Source organism: Calothrix sp. 336/3 (assembly GCF_000734895.2).
Taxonomy (GTDB): domain Bacteria; phylum Cyanobacteriota; class Cyanobacteriia; order Cyanobacteriales; family Nostocaceae; genus 336-3.
Genome location: NZ_CP011382.1, coordinates 1,867,353 through 1,884,828 on the forward strand (window position 1 = coordinate 1,867,353; position 17,476 = coordinate 1,884,828).

General features: G+C 40.4%; 16 protein-coding genes. 6 read left to right on the forward strand and 10 right to left on the reverse strand.

All coding sequences use genetic code 11. The features are described from left to right. Positions 1–520: 520 nt before the first annotated feature. The gene (locus IJ00_RS07485; protein WP_046814975.1) at positions 521–1,603 is read left to right on the forward strand and encodes a two-component regulator propeller domain-containing protein; all 1,083 of its coding nucleotides are present in this window, start codon (positions 521–523) and stop codon (positions 1,601–1,603) included. Between the two features lie 135 nt (positions 1,604–1,738). Further along, positions 1,739–2,512 (forward strand): 3-methyl-2-oxobutanoate hydroxymethyltransferase, encoded by a 774-nt coding sequence (gene panB, locus IJ00_RS07490; protein ID WP_035151583.1) that lies wholly within the window; start codon positions 1,739–1,741, stop codon positions 2,510–2,512. Between the two features lie 25 nt (positions 2,513–2,537). Here panB and IJ00_RS07495 read toward each other — a convergent pair whose 3' ends face one another. Further along, positions 2,538–2,969, reverse strand: a complete 432-nt coding sequence (locus IJ00_RS07495) for a type II toxin-antitoxin system VapC family toxin (RefSeq protein ID WP_035151585.1) — start codon at positions 2,967–2,969, stop codon at positions 2,538–2,540. A gap of 13 nt (positions 2,970–2,982) precedes the next feature. Further along, positions 2,983–3,201, reverse strand: a complete 219-nt coding sequence (locus IJ00_RS07500) for a hypothetical protein (RefSeq protein WP_035151586.1) — start codon at positions 3,199–3,201, stop codon at positions 2,983–2,985. Positions 3,202–3,831: 630 nt separating this feature from the next. On the opposite strand from IJ00_RS07500, the gene IJ00_RS07505 reads away from it, so the two are divergent. Continuing rightward, positions 3,832–5,886: a serine/threonine-protein kinase gene (locus IJ00_RS07505; protein ID WP_035151589.1), complete on the forward strand. Its 2,055-nt coding sequence runs from the start codon at positions 3,832–3,834 to the stop codon at positions 5,884–5,886. Between the two features lie 78 nt (positions 5,887–5,964). Here the strand turns inward: IJ00_RS07505 and IJ00_RS07510 are convergent, their stop codons facing one another. Both IJ00_RS07510 and IJ00_RS07515 read right to left on the reverse strand, forming a co-directional pair. Then, positions 5,965–6,759: a type 1 glutamine amidotransferase gene (locus IJ00_RS07510; RefSeq protein WP_035151591.1), complete on the reverse strand. Its 795-nt coding sequence runs from the start codon at positions 6,757–6,759 to the stop codon at positions 5,965–5,967. Between the two features lie 246 nt (positions 6,760–7,005). Beyond that, complete coding sequence (locus tag IJ00_RS07515) at positions 7,006–8,361, reverse strand: Mur ligase family protein (protein ID WP_035151593.1); 1,356 nt, start codon at positions 8,359–8,361, stop codon at positions 7,006–7,008. Between the two features lie 233 nt (positions 8,362–8,594). Between IJ00_RS07515 and IJ00_RS07520 the strand changes: the two genes are divergently transcribed. The 3 genes from IJ00_RS07520 (at position 8,595) to IJ00_RS07530 (ending at position 11,755) form a co-directional block, all read left to right on the forward strand. Then, positions 8,595–9,176 (forward strand): thylakoid membrane photosystem I accumulation factor, encoded by a 582-nt coding sequence (locus IJ00_RS07520; RefSeq protein WP_035151597.1) that lies wholly within the window; start codon positions 8,595–8,597, stop codon positions 9,174–9,176. Positions 9,177–9,392: 216 nt separating this feature from the next. Continuing rightward, positions 9,393–10,001 (forward strand): hypothetical protein, encoded by a 609-nt coding sequence (locus IJ00_RS07525; RefSeq protein ID WP_035151600.1) that lies wholly within the window; start codon positions 9,393–9,395, stop codon positions 9,999–10,001. 476 nt (positions 10,002–10,477) lie between these two features. Next, complete coding sequence (locus IJ00_RS07530; RefSeq protein ID WP_046814747.1) at positions 10,478–11,755, forward strand: ATP-binding protein; 1,278 nt, start codon at positions 10,478–10,480, stop codon at positions 11,753–11,755. Here the strand turns inward: IJ00_RS07530 and IJ00_RS07535 are convergent. From IJ00_RS07535 to IJ00_RS07565, 6 genes are all read right to left on the reverse strand, one after another. Then, positions 11,745–12,590, reverse strand: coding sequence for a sulfite exporter TauE/SafE family protein (locus IJ00_RS07535; RefSeq protein WP_035151603.1), 846 nt, complete (start codon positions 12,588–12,590; stop codon positions 11,745–11,747). The two genes, IJ00_RS07530 and IJ00_RS07535, sit on opposite strands and share 11 nt — an antisense overlap. A 146-nt stretch (positions 12,591–12,736) precedes the next feature. Then, positions 12,737–13,282, reverse strand: coding sequence for a rhodanese-like domain-containing protein (locus tag IJ00_RS07540; protein WP_035151606.1), 546 nt, complete (start codon positions 13,280–13,282; stop codon positions 12,737–12,739). Positions 13,283–13,335: 53 nt separating this feature from the next. After that, positions 13,336–14,028 carry an MBL fold metallo-hydrolase gene (locus IJ00_RS07545; RefSeq protein ID WP_035151609.1) on the reverse strand — a complete coding sequence of 231 codons (693 nt, stop codon included), beginning with the start codon at positions 14,026–14,028 and terminating at the stop codon, positions 13,336–13,338. A 252-nt stretch (positions 14,029–14,280) separates the two neighbouring features. Continuing rightward, entirely contained in the window at positions 14,281–15,480 is a 1,200-nt protein-coding gene (locus IJ00_RS07550) for an MFS transporter (protein WP_035151612.1), read from the reverse strand. Positions 15,481–15,900: 420 nt separating this feature from the next. Further along, entirely contained in the window at positions 15,901–16,341 is a 441-nt protein-coding gene (locus tag IJ00_RS07555; RefSeq protein WP_035151614.1) for an NADAR family protein, read from the reverse strand. Positions 16,342–16,835: 494 nt separating this feature from the next. Beyond that, complete coding sequence (locus IJ00_RS07565; RefSeq protein ID WP_035151618.1) at positions 16,836–17,408, reverse strand: hypothetical protein; 573 nt, start codon at positions 17,406–17,408, stop codon at positions 16,836–16,838. Between the last annotated feature and the right edge of the window lie 68 nt (positions 17,409–17,476).

Here is a 17,476-nt window from a genome sequence, read left to right on the forward strand (position 1 = left end):
CAGGCAGCTTGACAATATATGCCATTTTTACTTCTGCCACGGTTTTCCCGAGGGAAACAAACCAGAAAAAACTTACTTGACAGAGAGCTCAGTAGGGTGGTAGGCGAAAGACAAAAATTGCACACCACGTAATTTGTAACCTGTTTCACAATATATCAAGAATGCAATAAGTTATCCTTTGAATCTTTTTAACTTTTATATTTGAATTTCTTATTAAATAATCTTTTAAACATTTTGTTAAATCTACTTTACAAAAATGCCATAACAAGGTGAAGGTTTATATCGTTAAATTAAGAATAGTAAATAAATCATGGGCATAGAAAATAGAAAAACAATCTTAACGCTTCTGAATACCTGATAGGTTTGGGGTAATGGAGGGAACACTGAGGTTAGTTCTGAGCGATTAGGAAATCTCACTGTGGTATCGTTTCTTCAGCAAACTCAAGCTTTGGAGCTTTGGAAAAGGGCTAAAGGGAAAAGTGTTTCTCTGTTTTCTAGCCCTGGCTCTGGGAAAAGTTGGATTAAATGTGTTCTGATAGGGTCGGTAGCTTTACCAGGTGCTGTGGTAATGCCAGTTCAAGCGCAGAAGGTTGAGACGAAAGTCCCGACTCAGCCAAGTATTTTGAATGTTAGCCCTTCAGAATTAACTCCCCGTTATCCGACATCACCACCACCCAGTCGTGTAAAACCTTTACCTAGCGATCGCGATATTCTCGAAAGAACCGAGGAAACAGATTACCGTGTCAGTGCTTTACAACCTGACTATATGGGTAATCTCTGGGTAGCGTCCTGGCGAGGTTTATCACGTATTGAACCGAATACAGGTAAAATTTTGGCACGGGTCAGCTTACCGAATACATCCATTAGCGCTCTGACTCAAGATAAGGTGGGGCGTTTGTGGGTTGGTACCTATGCCGGACTGAAGCGTGTAGATTTACGTAGTAGTGAAATCACCGCAGAAAACTTATTTTTACCTTCCAAACGAGTATTATCACTGTTAACAGATAAGCGAGGTTACGTTTGGGCAGGTACGGATAGCGGATTGGCTTTAATTAGTCCTGACCAGGGTTTAATTATGACAACCCTGAAAAATCTCCCAGGTGTGAGCGCAAATGCGATGACTCTCGATGCTGATGGGCAACTTTGGGTAGGAACATTAGATGGATTGGTGCGAGTTAATACAGCCAATGCTTTAATTATGAAGCGGATTGATAACTTGCCAGGAACCACTGTTCAAGCATTAGCAATTAGTCCCCAGGGGTTAATCTGGGCAGGAATGCCAAATAATCTTTTGGTAATTAACCCAAAAAATGGTACGATATTACGCTCTGTAGCCCGTTTACGAGGTAAAAATGTTACCTCTGTGGGTTTTGCCAAGGATGGTAGTGTTTGGGTCGGCACCGATAATGGTTTGCTACGATTAAATCCACATACTGGTGCAGTTTTAGATCAAGTTCCCGGTTTACCATCTAGTCGAGTGTTGGCGATCGCCACCGATGTTGGTAATAAACTATGGATTGGCACAACCGAAGGTTTAGCTTGGTTAATGCCAAAAATGCCTAGCGCTAAACCCCATTTAGCTTTTACCAGAGCAGTTGAATGAGGTGAGGGAAATAGTTAATAGGGAACGGGTAATAGTTAATAGGTAATAGGTTATAAATTAAGAGCTTTTCCCTGTTTCCCATTACTCACGACTCACCACTCACTACTCACTACCCATTACTCATTACTCATTACAATGCCAATTACACCCCAGCGATTAATTCAGTACAAACAGCAAGGACGGGCAATTGTTGCCTTGACCGCTTGGGATTATATTATTGCTCAGTTACTGGATACTGCTGGGGTGGATTTAATTTTGGTGGGTGATTCCATGGCGGTGGTATTGGGGTATGAAACAACACTACCGATTAGCTTGGATGAAATGTTATACCATGCTAAATCTGTACGTAGGGGCGTAAAGAATGCTGTAACTGTTGTTGATTTGCCTTTTCTCAGCTATCAAGAAAGTGTTCAACAGGCGATGCAATCGGCAGGACGAGTATTAAAAGAGACTGGATGTCAGGCTGTGAAGTTAGAAGGGGGGTATCCGGCAATGGTAGAAACTATTGCCAGGTTAGTGCAAGCAGGCATTCCGGTGATGGGACATGTGGGGTTAACACCGCAATCTGTGCATCAGTTAGGTTTGCGGCAACAGGGAAAAACAGAGACGGAGGGAGAGAGGATTTTACAGGAGGCGATCGCCCTGGAACAAGCAGGAGTCTTTTCCATAGTTCTGGAGCATATCCCTGCACAACTGGCATTAGAAATTACAAATAAACTCAGTATTCCTACGATTGGCATCGGTGCAGGTGTGAACTGTGATGGTCAAGTTTTGGTGACTTCTGATGTGTTGGGTTTATCAGCAAAACAGCCACCCTTTGCCAAGGTTTATACAGATTTACGAGCAGAAATTACCCAAGCGGTAGATAAGTATAGTCAAGAGGTGCGCGATCGCCTATTTCCTGACTAGGTTATACCAAATGATGAAAAGCAATCTATTCTATAACTTTTGACCAATCTTCTATTTGCAACTCTACAATTTGTCTAAAATCCGATTCATTGCGAGTCAGCAAGATAGCTTTGTTGGTTAGAGCAATAGCAGCAATTTTTAAGTCCATATTCCCTAAGCGGGGGTAAACTTTTCGTAAGCGTTGATGTTCTATGGCTGATGTTCGATCAAAAGGGATAATTGTGATACAAGAGTAATCCGTTGCTAGTTGTTGTAACCATTGATAAGCGGAAACTTGTTCGTCTAAAGTTTTTGCTTTTGATAGAACAGCGAGTCTACCTTTGATTTGTTCTTCGTAGGTGATTACAGTTACAGCAACTTCAACTTCTTCAATGACTGCTAATCTTTTGAGAATTAACTTTCCCTCAATCCCATTACGCTGAATCAAACTAAGGTGATCAGTATCAAGAATGTACATTTATTAAATATTACTAACTTTCCTGAGTTGATTTGCGCCATTCTTGTCCAAAACGAACTGCTTCATCAAAAGTAGGATCATTTTCAAAACTACCTGCAACTTTTAACCACCAGGGTTCTTTTCTCTTCATAGACTCAGCTAATGTCTGTTTAATCTTTGCTAATTCTTTCTCTAAAGTTTCAACTCGTGTTTCTAGTTTTTGAGACTGTTCTTCGATTTGCTGATTAGTCATTTGTCGTGGATACCTCAGGTTTAATAGTATTGTAATCCTTTTCATACAACTAATACCTCTGCATGAAATTCAAAACTTGTACTGAAGCTTGATAAGTGTTCAAAGTGAATATAGTGTAAGGGTTTCGTTGATTTTGTAGACGCAAAGCAGCTCCCCATAGGGTATGGTTGGTTTATTTACGCCGTGCTGTACTATAGAGGTTAGATATAAGTCTGAATACACCAAGGATTTTGGAATGGTGTGTTGTTCTCCTCAAGTCATATTTGCGATTTTTCGTTACAAGCAACTTAAGTGACAAAAAATGCAGATATATACATAATAGATGAAATTGAAGTAAACCTCGTAATTTCAAAGGTTGTTTGAAAAGGGTATTTCTATGCCAGATTTTAGATGCTTGTGCGTCTGATGTGCAGGGTATGCAGGGTAGCAGAATGTAGGTTTAAGACTTCTCACAAAGTCACATCTTGGTATGTACCTCAAAGATTCCTGCTGAGACTATTCTCCACACCCTGGGGGAACCACACAAGCGTCTACAAAATCACAAAATTATGCCTGTTCCAACTTTTTCAGCAACCTCTAAATCTACTGGGATATTTTACTTGATTTTCTAAATCCTAAATCTGAAAATTTATGACTTGTTGTCTTAACCCTACTTGCCATAATCCACCCCATGCTCCAGATGTGGAAGTATGTAGTCATTGTGGTGTCACCTTATCAGTATTACGACATTATCGCCCGATAAAAGTGTTAGGAAGTGGCGGTTTTGGTAAGACTTATTTAGCAGAAGATATAGAAAAATTCAACGAATATTGTGTAATTAAACAATTCGCTCCCCAATCCCAAGGGACAGGTTCCCTACAAAAGGCAACGGAATTATTTGAACAGGAAGCGCGACGCTTGCAAGAGTTGGGAGAACATCCCCAAATTCCTGCGCTTTTAGCATATTTTGAAGAAGAGAAAAGATTATATCTAATTCAGCAATTTATTGATGGAGAAAATCTCCTAGAAGAATTGCAAAATCAAGGGATGTTTACTGAGCAGAAAATTCGCGATTTACTATCCGAGATTTTAAATATTCTCACCGTTGTCCATGAGAATAAAGTTATTCATCGAGATATTAAACCACAAAATTTAATTCGTCGTCGGCAAGATGATAAACTATTTTTAATTGATTTTGGAGCATCAAAGCAATTAACTGCTACAGTTATGACACAACCTGGGACAATGATAGGTTCCTTTGGTTATGCACCACCAGAACAAATGCAAGATGGGGAAGTTTATCCCGCAAGTGATTTATATAGTTTAGGGGCTACTTGCTTTCATTTATTAAGTGGTGTGACTCCTTGGAGTTTATGGAAAACTCAGGGTTATGGTTGGGTAAATAATTGGCGGCAATATTTACAAAAACCTGTCACTATAGAATTAATGGCTATTTTGGATAAGTTGTTGCAAACAGATTATCAGCAACGGTATAAATTAGCAGTCGATGCGTTAGCAGACATCAAGAATTTACCACCTATTCAAGATACACCCCAGACGGTAACTTTTTATCGAGAAAATCTCCCGGAGCAAGAATCTTTCCCCACAGCTACGGTACAAAATCCAGTATCACCGATGATGGCAATATCACCAACAGTGACAAATGTGAAAATAGCAGATGCAACGGCTCCAGCATCACTGTTAAAGACATCATCAGCGAAGAAAACCCCCTTGCTTGTCGGTGCGGCAATTTTAATAGTGAGTTTTGGTGGATATGGTATTTGGCAAGCGTCCCAATCTATTTTATCTCCATCGATAGCCTATGAAAAATTGACTTTAAGTAATAGTTTACTAGGACATTCTGACTACGTAAGTTCCCTGGCAATTAGTCCCGATGGTAAAACTTTGGTAAGTGGGGGAGGGGATAGAATTATCAAAGTTTGGAATTTACAGACGGGAGGTTTACAAACTACTTTAACATCCCATACAGATGCAATAAATTCTTTAGCGATTACTCCTGATAGTGAAAGCTTGATGAGTGGGAGTAAAGATGGTACGATAAAAATCTGGAATTTAAAAGTACCGGGTTTGAAATCTACTTTCACAGGGCATCAAGGGTCTGTAAATTCTCTGGCAGTAAGTCCAGATGGTAAAAGTTTTGTGAGTGGAAGTAGCGATAAAAGTGTTAAACTTTGGGATTTAGCATCTGGGACAGTTAAAAATACCTGGAATGGACATACGCAGCGTGTGTGGCGAGTTTTGTTTAGTCCTGATAATCAAAGTATTATTAGTAGTAGTGATGATAAAACTGTCAAGGTATGGGATGCAAAATCGCCATCACCCAAAATTAATATTACTGGACATAGTGATTTAGTTTATGGATTAGCGGTAAGTCCCGATTCCCGAACTTTAGTGACGGGAAGTTTAGATAAAAGTATTAAGATTTGGAATTTGCCCCAGGGGACTTTAAAAAATACCTTGCAGTGGCATAAATATGGTATAACTTGCGTGGCGATTAGTCCCGATGGTAAGACTTTAGCGAGTGGCAGTTATGATAATACAATTAAAATTTGGGATTTAAAAACAGGGGAGCTGAAAAATACTTTGACAGGACATAATGATTTAGTTTATGCGGTAGTATTTAGCCCCGATGGTAAGACTTTAGTTAGTAGTAGTAGAGATAAGACGATTAAGGTATGGCGATAGATGTATGCTCCGCTCTCTGTTAGAGAATGGAAAATAGGGGAATAGGTGAGATAAAAACACCCTTTCCCTGAATCATCTTTAAACGTTTACCTTTAACCGTTGTAACATTGCTGTCCTAGCTTGATTTTCTAGGGTATCATCAAGGGGAGTTAGACTAATTGGTTGTTGATACTTGCGACGTAGGGCAGTTTGAATTAACCAATCAGCAACGTGAGGATTTTTTGGTAATAAGGGTCCATGGGAATAGGTAGCGATCGCGTTCTGGTAAAATGCTCCTTCTGTACCATCTTCACCATTATTGCCTAACCCGTAGACAACTTTGCCTAAAGCTTCCACCTTACCTAATCTTGTTCTCCCTCCATGGTTTTCAAACCCCACTAAATAGGGTTTAGTTCCCATCATTGCTTGCAAATCTTCTGCTAATCGGGAAGCAGTCACTTCAATCACCAAATTACCGATACAACGACGCACATTTTCCCCTGGGTGTACCGACACCAAATCTAAAATACCTAAACCTTCAATTCTTTGTCCCATCCCTGGCTCATAATAATGTCCCAGTAATTGGGGAGAACCGCAAGTAAACACACCGGGAGTACCATTTTCTATCATCTCACCCATGGCATCCGCCTTTGCACCCTGCAAATCACGCATGACAATTTCCTGTTGACGATCCTGCGCTCCACCACCGACAATCACATCCACAGACTTGATATCATCCGGGGTAGAATTTTGGTCTAGGGGTAAGACTTTCACCTTATATCCTCGCCATTCGCTACGACGCTGAATCGTGATTACATTACCGCGATCGCCATAGGTACTCATTAAGGTGGGATACAACCAACCAATTGTTAATTCTAATTCTGTATTTTCCATAGTATTTGAGGAATGGGTAGGGAGTAAGGAGTAGGGAGTAGGGAGTAGGGAGTAGGGAGGAAACAGGGAATAAAAACTCTTAATTCATCACCTGTCACCTGTCACCTGTCACCCGTCACCTGTTAACAGTTAACCAACTTTAGGGGTTTAAATCCCCGTCACAAAACGTAATTACGAATTACGAATTACGAATTACGAATTACGAATTACGAATTACGAATTACGAATTACGAATTATTTTAACTGTCACCGAATCTTTCTACCTGTCAGGATTTCTCGTACATCTAACATGGCTGTATAGGTAGGTAGAATATACAGAGTTTGATTATCCGGTGTTTTTTCCACAGCAATGCGAATTGCTTTCCCTAAATCTGCTTCCACAATTAAATTCATCTTATTGGTGAGATGACGATCGCTATAACGCAGACGTAAAGCCATATCATAAACGCGATCGCCACTGACAACCAAGGTTCCCCCCTGAGTGCCGAATTTTTCCACTAACTTCTCCGTATCCACATCCCAAATCCAAGAGACATCCTCACCATCTTGAGTGCGATCGTTTAATACCAACAAAGCAGTTTGATCATCACTTTCCGTCACTACCCGAATCGTCTCATTTGTTCCCACGGGATTCTTCGACAGTAAAATTCGCACCCGTTTCCCGTCAATTTTCAACTCTTCTGCACGTCCAAAAGCTGGCTGAAAATTAGGAATCGTCCTTTGAATAGTCTCCCTCTCAATCCCCAACTCCAATGCCGCAGTCACAGCTGCCAGAGTATTATACTTGTTATACAAACCAATTAAAACCTGTTCCCACTCCCCACTCTGCAAAGCAGGTTGACTCTTTTTAAACCCGCAACTCGGACAAGCAAAATCACCCAAATGGGATAAATACACACCCTCATAGTCTAGAGGATGCCCGCAACTAGGGCAATAAATTGAGTCTACCGCGTGGGGAATCGCTTCCAGATACCTTTGGGGTTCACTCAAACCGAAAAATACCACCCTTTGCGATAACTGCTGACCAAGGTAAGATAGGGTGGGGTCATCAGCATTGGGAATCACCACCGTCTCTTGAGGTAAGGTAGCAATTACCTTTGTCCAACGTTTGCTGATACTATCCACTTCCCCATAGCGATCTAACTGATCGCGAAACAGATTCAAACAGAGAATGATTTGTGGCTGAATCGGAGCTAAAACCTTCGGTATGATATTCTCATCCACCTCCAGAATGCTGTAATCCACATCCAAGTTGCCTAGTACATCAGTACTTTCTAAAAGAGCAGTCACCAAACCGTTTTCTAAGTTAGCTCCCGTTGCATTGTGAGCAACACGATAACCTTGATTTTCTAAAATTGTCCGTAATAGCAAAGCAGTGGTAGTTTTACCATTGGTTCCCGCGATTAAAATTACCCCATTTTTCGGTTGCTGACTCAATAATTGCAGCATTCGGGGTTCTATACGTCGCGCGATCGCACCAGGTAAGACACTCGCAGCTCCCAAACGTAGCGATCGCACCATAAAAGTCACACCCTTGGCGATCGCAACCGCTAAACCCAGTTTAAATCTATCTTTTAATGTAATTTGCTTACTCACACCCATAGCCTAATATTTTCAATAGTTAATGGTCAATGGTGAATGGTCAATAGTCAATAGTCAAGAGATTGGATAATGGGTAATAGCTAAATACCTCTGCTCTCCTTTTCCCTTCCCTCTTCCCCCGACTCCCCTCAAGCGCTATCTTAAAAATTGGTGGCAGGGGTAATTCTTTATCCACCTTACTTGGCTGAAGTCAGCACAAACTCAGGAAAATTTCAACTCAAAGGTTCCGGTAAATGAATGCCGTAAAGTCGCAAATCTTACATTGTTTTGCCCAGTGGCAACGTATTATTTCTGTACTCCTGCTCTTATTTTGTCTACTCTTCACTACTACCCAACCAGCGTCGGCAGGTATTAAAGATGACAGATTTGATGGGAATATTTTCGTCGTTTATGCTGGCAATGGTTCCCTAGTACCACCCAGAGCAACCCTAAAAAAAGCACTCAGCGAACATAAGCCTGTATTTTTAGCCTTTTACGTCGATGACAGCAGCGATTGTAAACAATATGCCCTGATTATTTCCCAAGTTCAAGCCTTTTATGGTAGCCCTGTGGAAATTATCCCCATGAATGTTGATACCATTCCACCCAAAACCAAATACGAACCCACAGAACCAGGTTATTACTATTCTGGTGGAGTTCCACAAGTTGTGCTGTTTAACCAAGATGGGAAGGTAGTGTTAAATAAAAAAGGTCAAGTTCCCTTTGAAGAGATTGATGATAAATTCCGAGAAGTGTTAGATTTAGTACCACGTTCTGAATCTGTCGAATTAAAACGTCGCTCTTTCAATGAATTTAATAGTGAGTTAACACAGTAAAATATTGGGCAGGCATGATAGTGTCTGCCTATTTTTATTAGCCTTTTGGTGATGTGAGATACTGCAAATTTTCCGAAAATTGGGAATAATAATTTCAGAAATTAATATAACTGGGCTAGTAAAATTGTCTTCATTCCTAGCTACAACATATTATATATAAATTTCATCTTAGAGTTAAAATTTCCCATCCTCTATCTAAAATCAAAGAGTATTGTGATGACCAAAATTTACAGTACTGAAGAGCTAATCGCCATTTTACAATCCGAGCGCCAAGCTTGTTTAAAGGGAGAACGACTAAAATTAGATATACAAGTTTCTGGCGATCCCGTTATCGATCAGTTAATGAGAACTGAGGGATTACAGAAATTTACTGCCTATCAAGACTTTAAAGCTGCAATTCACGAATATCAACGTCAAAACAAAGTTTCTGGCATCGTTTGGCGTAGCATCTCTTTGAAAGGGGAAACATTAGCATATCCAGAAGTTGATGCACAATTAATCGCACTACCCAGTGATATTGAAATATTACAAACTGCCAAAAAATCTATTTTAGAATTTTGGTATCAAGTCAGTGAAGGGATGGATTTATATTTAAGTATCAGTCATGGTAAGCTATATCAGAGAATTTTAGCCGCAGATGTTTTCCGCATAATTCATCGTACAGAATGGGCAAATATTAATGGCTTAGAAAAACCCAATTTTTTAGAAATAATTTTACAGTTAGGTTGGGGAAAACCAGAAGAAGCTTCCTATAAACGCGGTTTCCCCGATTCCGGTAGTGAATATATCCATGCCGTGATTCCAGGAAAGCAACCCATAGCTTAATTATTGATTAGCTACGCAATTTGTTGTTGTGTAATTTCTGCTTTTAATAACCAATCTTCAATAGTATTTTGCCACTCTCTATAGTCTGTTTAATTTTTCTTAACAAGAATCAAAAGTTCTGGTTGTAATTGATAGATTCTGATATTTATAGAAGCTCTACCAAAAATTTTTGTCCTAACTTCATAGCTTCATCATTTTCTTCGACATCAGAGTTGAAAAATTTACATTTATTTAAATAAGATTTCATACTTTTTAGCCAGAATCATCTCGTTGATCTAGTATGATTTCCCCATCCTAATTATTAGGATATTCAGGATAATGCCTGGAAAATCTCATCTTTAAGTAGCGACATAAAATTAAATTCACTCGTCAAGTGAGGAAACAGGGAACAAAAAAATAACTTATGTCATTAATTCTGTTCAAGTACTTCACATTTGTTTTTTAAATTATTTTACTAAATCATATAACAAGCATCCATGAGTAAAGCTAATGATAAAGAAATGTTGGTGCAACAGTCTTGGCAGCGTGAGCGACAGATAATAGCGCGTTTATCCTCTTTGAACTATCGTACTGGTGAGATAGGTAGTTATTTACATAATATTGCCTGTGGAGTCAGTGAACTAATTGCAGTTGATTGGACAGTTGTTACCTTTTGCCAAAAAGGATTTGAGACGATTCTCGCCAGTAGTTTGGAAATGCCTGAAGATACACCTCGCGTTTATGCACTCCATGGTAGATTGATTGCTACGGTTGTGCAAATTGGGCGCACATTAGCTGTTGAGGATGCTGTGGTGAATCCAAAATATGGTAAACCTGCGGCAGGTTATCGCGCATATTTAGGTATACCTTTACAAACAACTGAAGGTCAAGTTTTCGGTACTGTTTGCTCTTTTCATCGCCAAGCTAGAGAATTTACAAAAGAAGAAATTCAAATTGTGGAATTGTTTGCTGAGCGGGCTGCTACTGCCATCGATCATTACCATCTTTACCGGCAACAGTGCCAATTTAATCATATTCTGGAGACTGAGGTAGAAAAACGTACCGCAGAACTACAAGCAGCCCAAGCCAAGCTTTTAGAACAAGAACGACTGGTAGCTATTGGTGAATTCGCGGCGATAATTGTGCATGAAATTCGCAATCCACTAACAACAATGATGATGGGATTGAAATATTTTAAGAAAACCGTTCTGACAGAAGCAGATCAAGAGCGATTATCCCTGGCACTGAGTGAGGCTAGTCGGCTAGAAAATCTGCTGAGTGAAATTTTGCTTTATGCCAAACCCCAGGTATTACAACTATGTGAATTGGATGTGAATGAATTTATTTGTGAATTATTGATGCCCATACGCGAGATGCCAGAAGCACTCTCACGGCGAATCGAATTTATCCCAGCCTTACCTACAGTCAAAATCTTAGGAGATAAAGATAAGCTCAAACAAGTGTTTATTAATATTGTTCGTAATGCTTGTGAGGCAGTCTCACCAGGAGATGTGATTAGATGGGAAGTGGATAGTTCGTCTCCTGATCAAATCTGCATTCATGTTTGTAATGGTGGTGAGCCAATTCCGGCAGAGGTTTTGTCAAAGCTAACGCAGCCATTCTTTTCCACAAAACCAAGCGGTACGGGGTTGGGGCTTGCGATTACCAAACGTATTGTTGATGCCCATGGTGGAGAATTATCCATTGAGTCTGACACTGTGACAGGTACTAAAGTCAGCGTTAAATTACCATATGGCGATAATGTTAAACTCTGAAGTGATGCTCTATCACCCTGAAAGTACTATGGTTTTGCACCCGCGAAGACTGGGAACGTTGATGATTCTGCACCAAAACCAAAGCCGCGATCGCCAGTAAAAAATAACCAAAACTTTTCTGAAGTCTATTAGCTGGTACAAATTCAGCCAAATACGCACCGAAAATTGTCCCCCCACTCGCAGCCACTATGAAGGATAACATCAAATTCCAATTTAAAGCGACGTGCCCCAAATAGCCCAAAAATCCCGCAACCGAATTAAAGGCAATAATTAATAAGGAGGTACCGATCGCCTGTTTCATGGGTACATTTCCTAACAGTACCAAAGCCGGAACAATGGCAAATCCACCACCAACACCAACTAACCCAGTTAGCACCCCAACCGCTAAACCTTCAGTCATTAACCACAACCAGCAATACTTGCACACAGGAGAGGGATAAAATGCCAGTTGATCATCTGCTGCCACAGGTTGAGAACTACGGTGAATCATAAACACAGCAGCTACCAACATCATGATTGCAAATAGCATCATTTGAAAGGTTTCCGTAACTACTGGCAGGGTAGCAATTTTTGCCCCCACAAATGCCCCCACCATCGTTGCAGAACCGAAGATAAGTGCTGTCTTAAAATTTACATTATTGGCTCGCCAGTAAGGAATTACCCCCAACAAGCTGACAGTGCCGACAATTACCAAAGTCATGGCGATCGCAGATTTTGCAGGTATACCCATGACGTAAACTAGAATTGGTAGCGCTAATACTGAACCCCCACCACCAATTAAACCCAAACTCACCCCAATACAAGCAGCTAGTAAATGCCCGATAATCCAAGTCATACCAATTCTCCAAAATCAAGCAACATCTGCAAGCCTTGAAAGCCACATGGCATCTAATTTTCTTAATTACGTTAGCGTTAGCTCTCTCGCAGGGAGCATTGCGAATTACGAATTACGAATTACGAATTACGAATTACGAATTGGTATCATGCCCGACTCCGTTGATTATAAGGAAGTTTCGCTAGTAGTATTCCTAACGCACAGGTATCTGTAATTCCCGCAAACATTAAGCCTGCACCCACGAAACCACTGAGAAGCAGGAACCAGGGGGAAACAAACGCTCCTAATAATGTGCCTGCTAACACCAAGGAGCCAGCAACAATTTGCACCTGCCGCATTAAACTCATGGGAGCATTTTGATTAATTTTGGTGGGATAACCCGCTTGTTTCCAAGCACCCATACCCCCTTCTAGGTGGGTTACTTTGGTAAACCCCGTATCAAATAGCTTTTGAGCAGCCATTGTCGAGCGATTCCCGGAACGACAGTAGAGAATTACTTGGGTGTCCTCATCTTGGGGAACTTTGCGGGGATCGAATTGGGAAAGGGAAACTAATCCAGCTCCGGGAATATGTTCTCCTGCATACTCACCAGGTTCGCGGACATCAATGAGTGTGACATTTTGCTCCTCCAGTAATTTTTTCAGAGTTTGAGGGTTAACAGTTTGTAATTTGTTGATGTTGGAAGTAGTCATAGATGTTTATATTGAGGATTTTTAAACGCAGAGATAGGTAGAGTTTTTGTATGTCAAGCAGTAACATTGCCGCAACGCTGGTTAGCGGGTACTGCTTCCATAATTTTTTTCGGATTAGGTAAATTGAGATTTGCCATTAATTGGATAAATTGATCACGGTTATTTCCCACAAATCGGGGATTCCACTGTTTTTCTTCCCCAATGGTGGAAACCGTTTGACCGCGATAATCATGACCGGGATAAACTAAGGTTGGGTCAGGTAATGTAAACAAGCGTTGGGTAATGGCATCATACATCATCCCTGCATTCCCACTCTGGAAATCAGTGCGCCCACAACCACGAATTAACAACGAATCCCCAGTCAGTAGGTAAGTACCGTTAACCAAATAGGCATTATGACTATCAGTATGACCGGGAGTGGCGATCGCTTTTACCTTCACACTCCCCATTTCTAATATTTCCCCATCCTTCATCACACTGTCTGCACATACAGCTTGAGCATTCTCCGGTACAATTCCCCAACAGCCTGTAGCTTCCCGTAGTTTCGCAGTTCCAGTAATGTGATCGGCGTGGATGTGGGTTTCTAAGCAGTATTTCAGAGTTAATCCTAGTTCTTTGAGTAATTGGCGATCGCGCTCCACCTGTTCTAATACTGGATCAACCAAAATCGTAGTTTTAGCTTCTAAATCGGCAATTAAATAAGTATATGTACTGCTTCCTGGGTCAAAAAGTTGGCGGAATAACATAATGTTAACTCCTGAGACATTTTTGCTTGTTTAATAATATTACTATATGGTAATTTAGTGTAAAAATCTAGTACCTTCACTATGAGGATTATGAGTTGTGGTGATAGTGGAAGGAGCGATCGCCTACCTGAGGTAGTTATTTGGCGCGATCGCATGATTCATAAACCAATAGACTTCTTGCACAATAGCAACACAATCTGATATCGGAATGAGGATAGCGATCGCGTTTTGGTTTTGGGATGGCGATGTCTCCTAAGAGTTAGTGTTACATATTGTGAAAAGCCCCATTAATAAAGCAATTGGTGCAATCAGTAATAACCACATCGTACTTCCTAATCCATAATATTGAGCCAATAAACCCAACCCCAAGGGTATCAAACCACCTACCAAACCAAACAAGTTACTCAAGGTAAGTACCGTACCACTTTTTCCTGGCATTGCTGTATATAACTGTCCTTTGAGAATCGAGTACCAACCCGCATTAAACAAACCCAACAAACCAAGAATAGATAACTTAATATTGATACTGGGTACAAGTAAAAAAGCTGGATAAGCCAACAAAACAACCATCGCGCTTAATTTTAAATAAGTGATTCCCCGCACCCTTTCTAGTAAAGGAACGAGTAAAAAATCTCCCAGCAAACCAAATCCCAACCAAATAGTAATAGCCAAACTCCCTTGGGTATTACTTGCACCGACTACATCAACAAAATACAGCGCCACAAAGCCACGCAATACATCCAACATCAAATCGGAGAATTGCAACAAAGTCAACCACAGCAAAACTTCACGACGTTTTAAAGCTTTCATTGCATTACCAATTCCCTCTCCCAAACCTGCTACTGGTTCATCAATTTGGGAAGGTGTATTTGGAATTGTTTGGCGATATTGCCATAGCACTACCAACGACAACATCGTCAGTATGGCTAAGATAAAAAACGCACTCCGCCAACTGTTGGTTAATCCCAATGCGAATGCAAATATTAAAGGACCAACCACATTTCCCACGGAACCAGCTAAAGCCCAACGTGCCATATTTTGCTCGTGACGCTTCGGCTCGATTTCCATCAAGGTAGCTTGGGAAAGACTAACAAAAGCACCTGATGCTGGATTGAACAAGACAAGGGCTGTTAATAATAAGGAAAAGCTATGGCTGAGGGAAATTAAGGATAAAGCAGTTGCAAAAGCGACACCTCCCCCTAAAATCAATTGTCGTCTTTGACCTATATCTGCCCAAATTCCCAGTATTGGCTCGATGATGCTGCCGATAGTGTTGGGTATGGTTAGCAACATCCCAATTTGGGTGTAATCCAGATGTAAATCGCTGCGAATTAAGGGTAAGGCAGGACTATAAACCCCATCAACTAGTTCATCTAAGAACTCGATAATGAGGAAGATTATGGTCAATAAAAATACTTTACTTGCAGCTTTGTTTTTACCGCGCAATGACATTGTGTATTCTCCTATTTCCAACATTTAGTAACCAACGCACTGATCAAAATCGTTGGTTTGTTGGTGGAGGAATCCACGTCGTAGCGCTATTTGCAGTTTTCCTGACAGAACAAAACTGTACTTTTAACCGCAATCGATGTTGCGATGTTTTTCTAAGGGCTTACCAGGGTGGGTATTTCATAGATTTTGGAGTGAGAAGAGAACTTATAAACTAGCTGTATTATATTGTAGTATAAAAAATGGTTCACGCATCAAACAGCGATCGCAGATGGAGCTTGAAATAAACTAGTGATACCAGCTTGAAAAAATAATGCGACACATAGGCATTCCTAACCCCTTCCTATATCTGGCTTTCTTAGGTTTGAAGTTTGAATTTTGAATTGGTAAGACATCATGGAAAACTTCTTCTTTGTCGCCAATTTAAACTTGTGCGCGAATTTGGCAACGCACACTCATCAACAGCTTACCCAGTTCATTGCGCCCCACCCATTTGCCATTTTCGAGTACCGCGCCCCAAAATTTGTCCCCCCAAGTATTACCTTCAATTAATTCCCAATCACCAGTACTCAAAAGCATCTCTTGCAGCATTTCATCCTGGCTAAACTTCTGTACCAACAAACCGCGCATAATTTCAATCTTCACCTTCTCCCAATCATCTCGAAGTGTCACCTTGCGTCCAATACGCTTGGCTTTGACTGGTGTTGCAGCCAAACATACCATTTCTCGCTCATTAGGGTTAGTTGTTTTGGCAGCTTGAAAAGCATGTTCAACGCTGGGAAATTCAATATCTTCAAATATAATCTTGCAATACCAAAAATTGCTGAGAAAGGCATAATTTCCACTAAACCTATTAATGTGCATTAAATAAATCTCCTGATTGGCTGTTGAGGTTGAGGAATTTTGATGCCCCTAACATTTTGTACTTCCCGAATCCTTCTGAACCAAGCTTCACATTCTGGTTTTGTACGCACACCACAAATTCTATTATTAGGAGTAATGATGCGATCACGCTAGTGATAACAGTACCAACTAACACAAGTAAGAGATGGCTAGCAATACTAAAATATGAGAATTTCATACTTGATTTCTTGAAACTAAATGAACATAAATACTGCAATCAATATTTGACAAATGCTTTACTAGAGAGCAGGTCTAGTAGAAGTGCTTGACCTAAAATGCAAGATATTGGTGTTGTTAAAATTGAGGATTTTAGTGTTCTGTTTTATGCGATCGCTAAAAATACGACCCAAATATTTTACCCAAAATAGGCATTTCAACCTAATACACATACCTCTATTTTTGTCAACATATATTAGTGGACCGGCTCTCTAGTTGCACCACTACCTTGTGAAGAACTAATCTGGAGGAGTAATAGGGCTAATCAAAAATGTCCAAGAATCAAAGCCCTGTGACGCAGTGCGAGAATTACCAGTTAACACGAAAGTGCTACCTTGATGACCCGGATAACAAGCTAAATCGCTAAGATTTATATTGCCGTTTCCCCAAGCATTGAGGACTAATCGGACACGCCCATCACGATAAACTTTTAAAGTTGTCAAATCAGACTTTCCATCATTCCGTCCAGGGAAAACATCCTGGAATTTTCCTAGAAAATAACTTCTATCAGCCTCAGGTCGAATTATAAAACCTTCTTTTCCACTTGCAGCAGTTGTTGATACACCATCTCTTGTAAAATAATTTTCTGCCATTCCAAAGGAAGAAAAACCACCGTTAGTGCGGGCTGTTATTCTTGTCGCTTTGACATTAAACCATGTGCCACTAGGAAATCTTTCAAACATTCCCCGAATATAGCTGGTACAACTAGTAGGTGTTTCGGCAGAAGTGGAAATAGGAAAAGATATCGGAGTTGCTGTTGCAGCTACAATTAAACCCAAAATCAGGTTTTGAAATTTAAAATGCTTATTCATGAATATTTCCTCATATTTAATTATTTGCAATTACAAGACTAATACTGGATAAACTGGCAATTGAAAAC